This is a genomic window from Amycolatopsis sp. PS_44_ISF1 (assembly GCF_032335455.1).
Taxonomy (GTDB): Bacteria; Actinomycetota; Actinomycetes; order Mycobacteriales; family Pseudonocardiaceae; genus Amycolatopsis.
Genome location: NZ_JANUXO010000001.1, coordinates 996252 through 1009181 on the forward strand (window position 1 = coordinate 996252; position 12930 = coordinate 1009181).

The window sequence follows — 12930 nt, forward strand, 5'->3', positions numbered from 1 at the left end:
GACAACGAGTAATCACCGTAACCGCGCGACAACCGGCTGTCGATCGTCCGGCCGGGTCACCGACCTGCGAGGAAGGCACACCATGAGCAACCGACTCGGTAACGTTTGGACCCAGGCCCGGACCGGCAACGAGTGGGGCCGCACCGGTAACGAGTGGGGCCGCTAGAAGCTAGAGCGGATCCGGAGTGCGCCGGGCGCGGTTCCAGGCCGCGCCCGCCGCCCAGGCCGTCAGCACGCCGAGCCCGCCGGCCGCGGCGAGGACCGTGCTCGCGCTCACCGCCGTCGCCGCGAGGCCGGCCAGCGCGATGCCGCCGCCCTGGCTGGTCGTGAGCGCGGTGGCGGCCAGCCCGTAGGCCTGGGCCCGCCGGTGGTCGGGCACCGCCAGCGTGAACGCCGCCGAGGCCGGCAGGTGGTAGGCGCTGGCCATCCCGGACAGTCCCCACAGGACCGTCGTCACGACCGGACCCGGGCGCGCCGCGCACAGCACCAGCGGGACGCTCGCGGCGATCGCCAGCGGGCCGAGCAGCCGCATCCGGACCGGCGGCGGCAACCGGGCGAGAAGCACCATCCCCAGCACCGTCCCGGCCGGGCTCGCCGCGAGCAGCACCCCCACCGCCTGCGGGGATCCGCCGATCGACGCCGCGTACGGCGCGGCGAGGCCCTCCACCGTGACGTAGCACCCGGCCACGCACGCCAGCCCGACCAGCGACCGCAGCTCCGGGGTCCGCGCCACCAGCACGGTGCCGGCCCGCAGGTCGCCCCACCACCGCCCCAGCCGCGTCCCGGCCGAGAGATCCGACGCGGCCGGCTCCGGCCTCGCCCGGATCCCGGCCCGCACCACCGCGGCCGACACGACGAACGAGGCCGCGTCGGCGATCAGGGCCGGGCCGGTGCCCAGCGTCGCCACCAGGGTGCCGCCGGTGGCGAACCCGATCACCTGGGCGAGCTGGACCACCACGTCCAGCACCCCCTTGCCCAGCACGAACTCGTCCCCGGGCAGGACCGCCGCGGCGGTCGCGGCCCGGGCGGCGTTGCCGGGCGCCCCGGCCGCCTGGACGGACACCAGCAACGCGGCCACCCACCCCAGGGGCAGCCCGGGGACCGCCATCACCGCGACCAGCACCGCCCGCAGCAGGTCGGCGGCCACCATCACCCGCCGCCGCGGCCACCGGTCGGCCAGCCCGGACAGCAGCGGCCCGGCCAGGATCGAGGGCAGGTAGGTCAGCGCGTAGACCCCGGCGGTCCACCCGGGCGAGCTCGTCCGGTCGAAGACCAGCAGCGACAGGGCCACGCGCGCGACCTGGTCCCCCGCCACCGAGACCACCACGCCCGCGAACAGCGCCCGGAACTCCGCTCGGCCGAACACCAGCCGGTAGGTCGCCACCACCCCAGCTTGACCGGCCGGTACCACCGGGCACAGCCGCCGAAGGCGTCACCTCCGGCGATTTCCCGGATCAGCCGAGTTCTTCGACCAGGCCGAGGACGACGCCCGCCGGGCCGCGCACGTAGGCGTACCGGCACTGGTCCTGGTACTGCGCAACCTCGCCCACCAGTTCGGCGCCGTGCGGGCGCAGGCGGGTGAGGACGTCGTCCAGCGCGTCGACGACGAACGTCAGGCGCGGGATCCCCGGCACGTTCACCGGGGCCCCGGGCCGGGCGGCGAGCGGCGCCGGCGAACGGAAGGCCGACAACTCGACCCGGCTGCGACCGTCCGGGGTCCGCATCATGGCGATGTCCGCTTCCACGCCCTCCAGGCCGAGCAGCCGGTCCGCCCAGTCGCCCCCGACCGCGGCTTCGCCCTCCGGCTCCAGGCCCAGTTCGGCGAAGAACGCGACCGCGGCCGCCAGGTCTTCGACCACCAGGCCGGCGTGGTCCATCCGCAGCACTGTCATGTTCTGTCCTCCCGAGCCGGGCGGCCGCTGATGGCCGCTGGTGAACCTGGGACGGAGCACCGGCTCGGATCTCGACCTCCGTCGGCCCGCTTGATAAATACATTCAGGTCTGTATCTTAATTTGGAGGACTTCAACGGCGAGGAGCTGCGGTGGCGAAGAAGGCGTACGTCGTCGGTGTCGGGATGACCAAGTTCGAGAAGCCCGGCCGCCGCGAAGGCTGGGACTACCCGGAGATGGCCAAGGAGTCCGGCACCTCGGCGCTGGCGGACGCCGGAATCGCCTACGACGAGGTCGAACAGGCCTACGTCGGCTACGTCTACGGCGAGTCGACCTCCGGCCAGCGCGCGGTCTACGAGCTGGGCCTGACCGGCATCCCGGTGGTCAACGTCAACAACAACTGCTCCACCGGCTCCACCGCGCTCTACCTCGCGGCGCAGGCGGTCCGGAGCGGCCAGGCCCGCTGCGCGCTGGCGCTGGGCTTCGAGAAGATGAAACCCGGCTCGCTCGGCTCGACCTTCGACGACCGCGAGCAGCCGATGGCCCACCACCTGCAGGCGCTCGCCGAGATCTCCGAGGTGCTGTTCCCGCCCGCGCCGTGGATGTTCGGCGCCGCCGGTCGCGAGCACATGAAGGCGCACGGCACCACGGCCGAGCAGTTCGCGAAGATCGGCGAGAAGAACCACCGGCATTCGGCGAACAACCCGTACGCGCAGTTCCAGGACGTCTACTCGCTCGAGGAGGTCCTGGGCTCACGGATGATCTACGAACCGCTGACCAAGCTCCAGTGCTCGCCGACCTCCGACGGTTCGGGCGCGGCCGTCCTGGCCGACGAGGACTTCGTCGACGAGCACGGGCTCGCCGGGCAGGCGGTGGAGATCGTCGGGCAGGCGATGACCACCGACTTCCGGTCCACTTTCGACGGCAGCGCCAAGAACATCGTCGGCTACGACATGAGCCGGCAAGCGGCGCTCGAGGTGTACGGGCAGTCCGGCCTCGGGCCCGAGGACTTCCAGGTGATCGAGCTGCACGACTGCTTCTCCGCCAACGAACTGCTCACCTACGAAGCACTCGGCCTCTGCGCCGAGGGCGAGGGCGGGAAGCTCGTCGACGACAACGAAACGACCTACGGCGGCCGGTGGGTGGTGAACCCGTCCGGCGGACTGATCTCCAAGGGCCACCCGCTCGGCGCGACCGGGCTCGCCCAGTGCGCCGAGCTGAGCTGGCAGCTGCGCGGGAGCGCCGGCGAACGCCAGGTCGGCGACGTCACCGCGGCCCTGCAACACAACATCGGCCTCGGCGGCGCCGCCGTGGTCACCGCCTACCAGCGCGCCGAGCGCTGAACCAGCCGAGGAGCCGTCATGGGTCAGATCAACGCTTCCGTCGAGCTCGCCGCCGCACCGGACCGGGTGTGGTCGGAGTTCTCCAACCCCGGCAACTTCGAGAAGTGGCTCACCATCCACACCCGGTGGAAGGGTGCGGTGCCGGCCGAGTTCGCCCGGGGGGCCCAGGTGTCCGAGGTGGTCACCATGCTGGGCCTGCCGAACACGATCACCTGGACCGTGGACGAGTTCGAGGCGCCGGCGAAGCTGGCCATCTCGGGCACCGGCATGGCCGGGGTGAAGGTCCGTTTCGCGCTCTCGGTGGAAGCGGCCGGTGAGGGTTCCCAGGCCACCATCGACGCGGAGTTCACCGGCCAGATGATCGTCGGCGCGCTGGGCAAGGCGGTCGAGAAGGACGGCAAGAAGAACCTCGACGAGTCGCTGGCCAAGTTCAAGGACCTGATCGGTGGCTGAGGCGAGGTTCGACCCGTCCGGCCTGGACCAGTGGACCGAGTGGAGCCGGTTCGAAGTCACCCGCGAGCGGCTCGCCCAGTACGCGGCCGCGACCAACGACCCGATCCCGGCGCACCGGTCCGGGGACGTGGCGAACCCGGTGTTCGCGATCGTGCCGGTGTTCGCCTCGCTGCTGGAACCGGCCCCGGAGGTCGTACCGGTCGCGCTGTTCGGCCGGATCCTGCACGGGATGCAGGACTTCCGGTTCCACCGCCCGATCCGGCCCGGGGACGAGCTGGTCTCGCGCGGCCGGATGACCGGTTACCGGGGCCGGCCCAGCGGTACGCGGGCCGCGGTCTACCTGGAGAGCCGCACCGAGGACGGCGAGTTGGTCAACGAGCAGTACGTGACGTTCTTCGTCCGCGGCTTCGACACCGGCGAGACCCGCGGCGAACTGGCCCCCGAGCACCGGTTCGACGAATCGTCGCGCGCGCGGCCACCGGTGGCGAAGACCAGCCAGCACGTCGACGAGGACCAGACCTACCGCTACAGCCCGGCCGCGGGCGACCCGATGCCGATCCACCTCGACCCGGAAGTCGCGAAGGACTCCGGGCTGCCCGGGATCATCGCGCACGGGCTGTGCGTCATGGCCATCACCTCGTGGGCCCTGCTGAACCAGGTCGGCGGGTCCGAGGTGGACCGGCTGAAGCGCCTCGCCGTGCGGTTCGCCAAACCGGTGCTGCCCGGCCAGGACCTCACCACCGAGATCCGGCGCGCCGGTGACACCGGCTACGCGTTCGAAACCACCGTCGGCGACACCGTCGTCCTCAAGGACGGCCTCGCCGAGTTCGCGAGCTGAGGAGCCGAAGACCATGGGAGCACTCGACGGGCGGATAGCCGTCGTCACCGGGGCCGGGCGCGGGATCGGCCGGGAGCACGCACTGCTGTTCGCGAAAGAGGGCGCGAGCGTGGTGGTCAACGACCTCGGCGGCGGTGGCGACGGCAGCGGCGCGGACGCCGGGCCGGCGCAGGAGGTGGCCGACGAGATCGTGGCGGCCGGCGGCCGGGCCGTGGCGAACACCGGCGACGTCGCCGGCTGGGCGGGCGCGGCCGGGCTGATCGCGCAGGCGGTCGAGACCTTCGGGCGGCTCGACGTGGTGGTGAACAACGCGGGCATCCTGCGGGACGCGTTCATCGCGAGCCTGCAGGAGTCGCAGTGGGACTCGGTGCTGAACGTGCACCTCAAGGGACACGCCGCGGTGCTGCACCACGCCGCGGTGCACTGGAAGGCCCGCAGCAAGGCCGGCGAGCCGGTCGCGGGCGCGGTGATCAACACCGCTTCGGCCTCCGGGGTCACCGTGCCCAACGCCGGCCAGGCCGGCTACGGCGCCGCGAAGGCCGGCATCGCCGCGCTGACCCTCGTCGCCGCGCAGGAGCTCGAACGCTACGGCGTGCGGGTGAACGCGATCGCGCCGATCGCCCGCACCCGGCTGACCCTGGGCACCCCGGGCCTGGGCACCCTCTTCGCCCAGGAGGTCGAAGAGGGCGAGTTCGACGCGTTCTCCCCGGCCAACATCTCCCCGCTGGTGGCCTACCTGGCGACCGAGAAGTGCGCGCTGACCGGCAAGGTGTTCGCGGTGCAGGGCGGCGCCATCTCCGAACTCGGCGGCTGGCACGACGTGAAGGTCATCGAGACCGAGGGGCCGTGGACCATCGCGGACATCGCCGGGCGGCTGCCGTGATCGAGTGGTCCAGGAGCGCTGGCTGCCCGGGCTGGCGACGTTCGAGAAGGTGGGCGCCTGGGCGACCACCGAGCCGGACTCGGGCTCGGACGCGTTCGGCGGGATGAAGCTGTACTCGGCCGAGGTGGCCACCGAGGTCGCGGTGGAGGCCGTGCAGTTGTTCGGCGGCAACGGCTACATGGCCGGATACCGCGTCGAGCAGCTCGCGCGCGACGCGAAGTCGCTGATGATCCACGCGGGCAGCAACGAGATCCAGGTGCCCCACATCGCGAAGGGGCTGACCGCCGGCGTGGATTCCGGCCGCGCCGGGGTCGTGCCCCCGACGGGCCATGACAGATGGCAGGGGTACCCCGGGTCCGGCGGTGGTGTCCTGGAACCATGTTGCAGGCGAAGCGGTCCAGCTTGCTGGGCCACGACTACGAAATCAGCCGGGACGACCAGCCGTTCACCCGGCTCGAGCTCAAGCGGCACAGTGCGCGCTTCAGCGTCGACCGAGCCGAGTACCAGGTCAAGGGCCACCGGTTCCGCCGGACCTACGAGCTGCTCGCCGCCGACGGGTCGGTGGTGGCGAGCACCGGCCGGGTCAGCCGCACCTGGACGCTGGAGGCCGCCGGGCGCGCGGTCCGGTTCGAACGGCCTTCACCGCTGAGCCGCGAAACCTCGATGCTCGGCGAAGACGGGCAGCCGGCCGGTTCGATCCGCCGGCAAGGCGCGGCGGACTCGGGCGCGACCGCGGACCTGCCCGGGCTGGAACCCAGGTTGGAGCTCTTCGCGCTGGCCGTGGTGCTCATGCGCCAGCGCAGCAAGCGCACCGCCGCCGGAGCCCGGGGAGCCGCCCTCTCCGGTGGCTGAGCGGCCCCCGGTTTCGCAAAACCCCGTCGACGCAAGGAAGAGTCCGATGCACAGAATCCTGGTCACGGTGCTGGCCGCGGTGGCTCTCACGGCGGTGGCCCCGGGAGTGTCACCGGCGGCCCCGGCGGCCCCGGCGTCATTGTCCTGGGGCGCCTGCCCCGACCCGGCAACCGAAGCCGCTTTGCAGTGCGCGCGGCTGGCGGTCCCGCTGGACTACCGCCACCCGGACGGCCGCAAGATCGAGATCGAGGTTTCCCGGCGGGCCAGCCGGAACCCGGACAAAAGGCGCGGGGTTCTGCTGCTCAACCCGGGCGGGCCGGGCCTGCCCGGGGTGAAGGTGCCCCTGGCGCTGCCCTTCCCCCGGTCGCTCCTGGACAGCTACGACCTCATCGGTTTCGACCCGCGCGGTGTCGGGCAGAGCACCGCACCGACCTGCGGGCTGAACCGTGAGCAGGGCGACGTGGCGGTGAATCCGCCCTACCCGCACAACTCGGCCGACGTGGCGAAGCAGGCCGTCGCCGCGAAGACCATCGCCGACCGGTGCGCCACCTCGAAGACCGCGGACCTGCTGCCGCACCTCACCACGGCCAACACCGCGCGGGACATGGACCGGATCCGGGCCGCGCTCGGCGCGCCGAAGATCTCCTACTACGGCACGTCGTACGGCACCTACCTGGGCGCGGTCTACACCACGCTGTTCCCGGACCGCAGCGACCGGATCGTGCTGGACAGCAGTCTGCCGCCGGAGGGCTACACCGCCGACGCGTTGCGCGACCAGGCCCTCGGCTTCCAGATCCGGTTCCCGGACTTCGCCCGGTTCGCGGCGGCCGACCCGGGGTCCTACGGGCTGGGCCGCACCCCGGCCGCGGTGACCGCGAAGTACTTCCAGCTGGCCGCGCGGGCTGGACCGGTCCCCGAGCCAGGGGTACGACGGCACCAAGTTCCGCACCGCCACCTCCGGCGGGCTCCGTGCGGACAGCTCGTTCCCGGCGCTCGCCGTGCTCTGGCACGAACTCGACACCGACCAGCCGACCGGCGAACCGGTGGACACCGGACCCTACGTCGACCGGTTCCCCGCCGCCTACCTCGCGGTGGCCTGCGGCGACTCCTCCTGGCCCTCGTCGGTGCGGACCTACCAGCGCAACGTCGCCGTCGATCGGATCCGCTACCCGATGTACGGCGCCTTCACCGCCGACATCCGGCCGTGCGCGTTCTGGCCGGCCCCGGTGGAGCCCCGGGTGCGGATCACCGGGCACGGGCCGTCCGACGTGCTCATGGTGCAGAACCTGCGGGACCCGGCCACGCCGATGCCCGGCGCCCTGCGCCTGCGCGGCGCGCTGGGTGACCGGGCCCGGATGGTCACCATCGACCAGGGCGGGCACACCGCCTACCTCGAGGGCGCGAACCAGTGCGGCAACACCACGGTGACCGATTACCTGGTCACCGGTCGACGGTCCGCGCACGACACCTTCTGCCCGGCGTCACCCTCCTGATCCGCGAGGCACTTCCCCGAGAACCGACCGAGGTGGGCGCCCCCAGCGGCGGGCCACCTCGCCGGTCGAGTCCTTTGTGGACATAATCTCGGCCCGGATCCGGTCCAGCCGCAGGTCACGCCCGTAGGCCGTGGGTGAGGTGCCGAGCCTGTCCCGGAAGGCGTAGCCGATGGTCCGCGCGCCGCACCCGGCGGACAACCAGCCCGTCGTTCTAACCTGCGCTGGGCACCAAGGCGTACGGGAGGAAGATCATGGGCACGGTTGACCGAGGGCGTTCGGCGCTGGTCGTCGGCGCCGGTATCGGCGGTCTGGTGGCGGCGAACGCGCTGGCGCGACGCGGCTGGGCGGTCGAGGTCGTCGAAATCGGCGCGGTGGGCCGCACGGCCGGGTGGGGGCTGACCCTGACCGGCCCGTCGCTGCGGGCGCTGGACACCCTGGGCCTGGCCGGGCGCTGCCTCGACGGCGGTTACGGGATGAGCGTGACCACCCACGTCGACGCTGCGGGCGTCGAGAGCCCGATGCCCCTGCCCCGGTTGCTGGGCCCGGACCGCCCGGCCATGGCGGGCATCGCGCGCCCGGACCTCCACCGCATCCTGCTCGACGCGGCCCGAGCGCGCGGAGTGGTGGTGCGCAACGAAACCAGCGTCTCCTCGGTGCACCAGGAGAACGAGCGGACCCGGGTCGGACTGACCGACGCCACCACCCGCGTCGTCGACCTCCTGGTCGGGGCCGACGGTCTCCGCTCGGCCGTGCGCGGGCTGATCGACCGGCCCAGCCCGATCCGCTACCACGGTCAGATGGTCTGGCGGGCGCTGATCTCCCGCCCGGACTGGGCCACGGGCATCTTCACCTTCTTCGGCGCGGTCCGGCAGTGCGGGATCGTGCCGATCGCCCCGGACCGGGCGTACGTGTTCCTGGTCGAGTCCAAGGCGGAGCCGGACGTGCTGCCCGACGCCGAGCTTCCCGCGCGCATGCTGGAGCTCCTGCCGCCGGGGCCGGGTCGCGTCGCCGAAGTGCGCCGCCTGGTCGCGGCGTCGACCTCCGTGGTCCGGCGGCCGGTGCAGACCACGCTGGTGGAAGCGCCCTGGTCGAGGGGCAGCAGCGTGCTGATCGGCGACGCCGCGCACGCCCCGTCGCCGCAGATGGCCAGCGGCGCCGCCCTGGCCATCGAGGACGGCGTCGTCCTGGCCGAGGAGCTGGACGGCCACGACCGCACGGACCGGGCCCTGGAAGCTTTCGTCTCCCGCCGGCGCGAGCGGTGCGCGACCCTGGTGAACACCTCGGTCACCATCGCCGAACTGGAACAGCAGCAGCGGTACCGCGAAACGCACCCGCTCATGGCGTCCTGCCACGAGCTGATGGCCTCGCCGCTGTGAGCGGTCAGGGAGCCGGCCGGGGCGCCGCGCCCGGGGCCGGCGGGGCCGGGGCCGCGCACCGCACGTCGGCGGCGGGCAACCGGCCGGTCAGCAGGTAATCGGTGACCGGCTGGTCCACGCAGGCGTTCTGGTCGAACAGGAACTGCCCGTGGTTGCCGCTCGCGGAGAGGACCAGCCGGGAACCGCGCAACGCCTGCTGCATGTGCCGGGCCCCTCCGGCCGGGGTGGCCGCGTCGTCCTCGGCCTGCACCAGCAGCACGGCCGGCGCCTGGCCCGAACCGATCTTCAGCGGCGGCGCGGTCGGCGCCTTCCAGAACGCGCACGGGGCCGAGTACCAGGTGTTCTGCCAGGCGAACAGCGGCGCCTGGCGATCGGCCTTCGCCGTGTCGTCGTGCCAGGTCCGCCAGTCCGCGGGCCACTCGTCGTCGGCGCAGTTGTACGCGAGCTGGGCCCCGTTCACCGGGTCCAGGGCCAGTTGTCCGCCGATCGCGATGAGCGAGCCGGGGTCGCCGCCGTGGTACCGCGAAAGCGCGTCCGCGAGGGCCGGCCAGGAGGCGTCGACGTACGTGGTCGAGGCCAGCATGTCGTCCAGCTCGGCGCTGCCGACCTTGTCGCCGGCCGGGTGGGCCGCGAGCGTGGCCCGGGTGGTGTCCCAGAACCGGCCGACCGCCGCGCCGGTGGAGCCGAGGTGGTACTTCGCGTCGTTCGCCCCGGCCCAGTCGAAGAACTGGCGGGCCCGCTTCTGCAACGCCGGGTCCTGCTGGAAACCCTGCTGGTAGCCGGTGCGCGTCGGGTCGACCACGCTGTCGAGCACGATCCGGCCGCTGGTCCGGGGGAACATCGTGGCGTACGTGGCGCCGAGCTTCGTGCCGTAGGAGTAGCCCAGGTAGTCGAGCTTGTCCTTGCCGAGCGCGAGCCGGATCCGGTCCAGGTCGCGCGCGGCGTTCTGCGTGGTGATGTACGGCAGCAGGTCGCCCGCGTGCTGCGCGCACGCGTCGGCGATCTTGCGCGCGATGCCCTGGCGCTGTTCTTCCTGTGCCGCGGTCGAAGGCCGGTACGGCGGCATCGGGGTCGGGATGATGCCCTTCGTGTCGCCGCAGTCCACCGGCGAGCTGGCGCCGACCCCTCGCGGGTCGAAGCTGACCACCAGGTACTCATCCGCCAGCTCGCGCGGCAGCGAGGCCCAGACCAGCTGGGCCGTGCCGATACCGGACTCGCCGGGGCCGCCCGGGTTGACCACCAGGACGTTCGGCGCGTCGCCCACCCCGGCCGCGGACAGCGTGAGGCTGATCTGCCGGCCGGACGGCTGCCGGTAGTCCAGCGGCACGTCGAGCTGGGCGCAGCCGGTCCCCCGCGGCGCGCCCAGGTCCGGCGGGCACGCGGACCACTTGATCCCGGCCGCCGGGGCCGCGGAAACCGGTCCCGCGGCCAGCAACGCGGCCCCCACAGCGGCTGCGACGGCCAGGCCGGCCCCTCGGGCAGTCATGGTTTCCCCTTCCGCGACGGCGGTGCACCACCAAGATCGGCAACCCATCAGTAACACGCGCGCGCAGCACCGGCCAGCCCGTGCACCAGGTCTGACCGAAAGTTTTCCCGCACCCGCAACGCGGCCGGAGTACGCCGCGCACTGCGTTTCCGAGGCCGCTCCGCCCGGTCATCCCCCAGGCCCATTCCGCGTGCGACCTGCGGCTGATGTGCCCGCTGACCAGCGCGTCCTAGCGTGCTTTCCGCGTTCACGAAAACTGAAGAAAGGGAGAACATGAGGAGATTGCGCTTCGGTTTGGCCGTCCCGTTGGCCCTGGGCGGGCTGCTCGCCGGGATGACCCCGGCGCTGGCCGCCCCGGCCCCGCTGAACACCACGAACATCCCGGACCGCTACACCGGGCAGTCGCTCGGCTGGCACCCCTGCGCCGCCGACGAGCTGACCGATCTACCACCCGGTATCGATATCGGCGAACTCGAGTGCGGCGCGTTCCGCACCCCCCGCGACTGGGACCGCCCGGGCGAGCGGCAGGACCTGACCATCGCGGTGAGCCGGCTGAAGTCCACCGGTGCCACCACGGATTCGGTGCTGACCAACCCGGGCGGCCCCGGCGGGCCCGGGCGCTGGTTCCCGGTCACGCTGAGCGGGCAGAGCCGGCTGCGCGAGCACCAGGAGATCATCGGCATCGACACCCGCGGCACCGGCAAGAGCACCAACGTCACCTGCGGCGGCGCGGGCACCACCGGCGAGGACCTCGACCCGCGCGACCGCGATCCGCGCAACCTCAACCTGATCGTCGACGCGGTGCAGTACGTCGCGAACTCCTGCCTCCAGGCCTCCGGTGAGCTGAGCTCGTTGATCAGCACCTTCCAGAACGTCCGGGACCTGGACCTGCTGCGGGTGCTGCTCGGCCGGGAAAAGGTCAACTGGGTCGGCTATTCGGCCGGCACCTGGCTGGGCGCGCACTACGCCCAGCAGTTCCCGCAGCGCACCGGCCGGTTCGTGCTGGACTCCTCGACCGAGTTCACCTCCAGCTGGCAGAGCTCGTTCGACTTCCAGCCCGCGGGCTACGAACGCCGCTGGCGCCAGGACTTCCTGCCCTGGCTGGCCCGCTACGACGCCCAGTACCACTTCGGCCCCAGCGGCGAAGCCGCCCGGCAGACCTACGAAAACCTCCGGTACGCGCTGAGCCGCAACCCGCTCGACGTCAACGGAACCCGGGTCGGACCGACCACAATGGACAATTATCTGATCGGCTCGCTGAAGGCCAAGTCCACCTTTCCCAAGATGGCCGAGACACTGGTGCGGTTGAAGGCGCTGGCCGACGACCGCGGGTCGGAGCAGGCGAAGACCGCGGCCCGCACAGCGGTCAAGGCCGAGCTGGCCAGGACCGCGGACCCGGCCGACGCCGCCGACTCGATGCTGGCCACCCTGGTCGACACCCTGTGCAACGACGGCCCGTGGACGGGCAACCGGCAGTCGCTGATCCGCCGTTCGCAGCAACTGCTCGACCACGGTGTGACCCTGTACAGCACGGGCTGGATGCCGCTGCAGATCTGCGCCTTCTGGAAGGGCCAGACCCGCCCGGTCCCGGTACTGGACGGCAAGGGCGTCCCGCCGGTGCTGATGGTCCAGTCGGAGCACGACCCGGCCACCCCGATCGAAGGCGCGCGCAAGGCCCACGCAGCGTTCGCGAACTCACGAATGATCACCGTCACCGGCGAAGGCGACCACGGCATCTACGCCCTCGGCGGCAACCACGCAGTGGACCAGATCGTGACCGACTACTTGGTCGACGGCGTCGTCCCACCGGACCAAAGCGTGCCGGGCCTGCCCTTGCCGGTGCCCACCACGCCCACCCCGTGACCCCGTGACCCCGTGACTCGGTGATGTTGCGACTCAGTGATGCTGCGACTCGATGATGCTGCGACTCGATGATGTTGCGACTCGATGATGTTGCGGCTGGGTGATCTTGCGCTTCTGTGACCCCGCGGGCCCGCCGGTTCCCCACCCGGCGGGCCCGTCCCAGCCCGGGGTAACCAGCTCACACCCCCTGGACGAGCGCCACGGCCTCCCGCGCCTGCCTGCCTCTCGCTCCAGCCGCCCGCCTTCCCCCTCCAGCCAGCCGCCTTCCCCCTCCAGTCGGCCGCCTCCCACTACACGGCCGCCCACCTTCCACTCCAGCCGCCCGCGCCGCTCAACCCGGCCCACCGCGCGTGCAACTGACCTGGCCGTACGACCGAGCCGTCCGCACAATCCAGCCGGCCACGCCGCCCAGCCAGTCACACATCCCCACCAGGTCGCAAAGCCTCAGCCGGT

12 protein-coding genes and 2 pseudogenes are annotated in these 12930 nt (G+C 72.3%); 10 read left to right on the forward strand and 4 right to left on the reverse strand.

The window, feature by feature from the left end:
• Positions 1 to 169: 169 nt before the first annotated feature.
• Together NYF13_RS04380 and NYF13_RS04385 are read right to left on the reverse strand one after the other, a co-directional pair.
• Entirely contained in the window at positions 170 to 1384 is a 1215-nt protein-coding gene (locus NYF13_RS04380) for an MFS transporter (RefSeq protein ID WP_315654315.1), read from the reverse strand.
• A gap of 70 nt (positions 1385 to 1454) precedes the next feature.
• Positions 1455 to 1892: a VOC family protein gene (locus NYF13_RS04385; protein ID WP_315654317.1), complete on the reverse strand. Its 438-nt coding sequence runs from the start codon at positions 1890 to 1892 to the stop codon at positions 1455 to 1457.
• A 150-nt stretch (positions 1893 to 2042) separates the two neighbouring features.
• On the opposite strand from NYF13_RS04385, the gene NYF13_RS04390 reads away from it, so the two are divergent.
• The 8 genes and pseudogenes from NYF13_RS04390 (at position 2043) to NYF13_RS04425 (ending at position 7752) form a co-directional block, all read left to right on the forward strand.
• Positions 2043 to 3233 carry a lipid-transfer protein gene (locus NYF13_RS04390; protein WP_315654318.1) on the forward strand — a complete coding sequence of 397 codons (1191 nt, stop codon included), beginning with the start codon at positions 2043 to 2045 and terminating at the stop codon, positions 3231 to 3233.
• 18 nt (positions 3234 to 3251) lie between these two features.
• Entirely contained in the window at positions 3252 to 3686 is a 435-nt protein-coding gene (locus tag NYF13_RS04395) for an SRPBCC family protein (RefSeq protein ID WP_315654319.1), read from the forward strand.
• Positions 3679 to 4524, forward strand: coding sequence for a MaoC/PaaZ C-terminal domain-containing protein (locus NYF13_RS04400; protein ID WP_315654320.1), 846 nt, complete (start codon positions 3679 to 3681; stop codon positions 4522 to 4524). The genes NYF13_RS04395 and NYF13_RS04400 overlap by 8 nt, the downstream gene beginning before the upstream one ends.
• Before the next feature lie 13 nt (positions 4525 to 4537).
• Complete coding sequence (locus tag NYF13_RS04405; RefSeq protein ID WP_315654322.1) at positions 4538 to 5407, forward strand: SDR family oxidoreductase; 870 nt, start codon at positions 4538 to 4540, stop codon at positions 5405 to 5407.
• A 103-nt stretch (positions 5408 to 5510) separates the two neighbouring features.
• Positions 5511 to 5675: pseudogene (locus NYF13_RS04410) on the forward strand (acyl-CoA dehydrogenase family protein); the annotation flags it as partial.
• A gap of 110 nt (positions 5676 to 5785) precedes the next feature.
• Positions 5786 to 6259, forward strand: coding sequence for a hypothetical protein (locus NYF13_RS04415; protein WP_315657353.1), 474 nt, complete (start codon positions 5786 to 5788; stop codon positions 6257 to 6259).
• A 46-nt stretch (positions 6260 to 6305) separates the two neighbouring features.
• A pseudogene (locus NYF13_RS04420) lies at positions 6306 to 7088 on the forward strand (alpha/beta fold hydrolase); the annotation flags it as partial.
• Between the two features lie 169 nt (positions 7089 to 7257).
• On the forward strand, positions 7258 to 7752 hold the full coding sequence (locus tag NYF13_RS04425) for an alpha/beta hydrolase (RefSeq protein ID WP_315654323.1): 495 nt from the start codon (positions 7258 to 7260) through the stop codon (positions 7750 to 7752).
• Here the strand turns inward: NYF13_RS04425 and NYF13_RS04430 are convergent.
• A complete protein-coding gene (locus NYF13_RS04430) occupies positions 7741 to 7950 on the reverse strand; it encodes a helix-turn-helix domain-containing protein (RefSeq protein WP_315654325.1) in 210 nt (69 codons plus the stop codon). The two genes, NYF13_RS04425 and NYF13_RS04430, sit on opposite strands and share 12 nt — an antisense overlap.
• Before the next feature lie 53 nt (positions 7951 to 8003).
• On the opposite strand from NYF13_RS04430, the gene NYF13_RS04435 reads away from it, so the two are divergent.
• Entirely contained in the window at positions 8004 to 9128 is a 1125-nt protein-coding gene (locus tag NYF13_RS04435) for an FAD-dependent monooxygenase (protein ID WP_315654326.1), read from the forward strand.
• Positions 9129 to 9132: 4 nt separating this feature from the next.
• Here the strand turns inward: NYF13_RS04435 and NYF13_RS04440 are convergent, their stop codons facing one another.
• Positions 9133 to 10614: an alpha/beta hydrolase gene (locus tag NYF13_RS04440; RefSeq protein ID WP_315654327.1), complete on the reverse strand. Its 1482-nt coding sequence runs from the start codon at positions 10612 to 10614 to the stop codon at positions 9133 to 9135.
• A gap of 273 nt (positions 10615 to 10887) precedes the next feature.
• Here NYF13_RS04440 and NYF13_RS04445 point away from each other — a divergent pair, with 273 nt between their 5' ends.
• Positions 10888 to 12477: an alpha/beta hydrolase gene (locus tag NYF13_RS04445; RefSeq protein ID WP_315654328.1), complete on the forward strand. Its 1590-nt coding sequence runs from the start codon at positions 10888 to 10890 to the stop codon at positions 12475 to 12477.
• Positions 12478 to 12930: the final 453 nt, after the last annotated feature.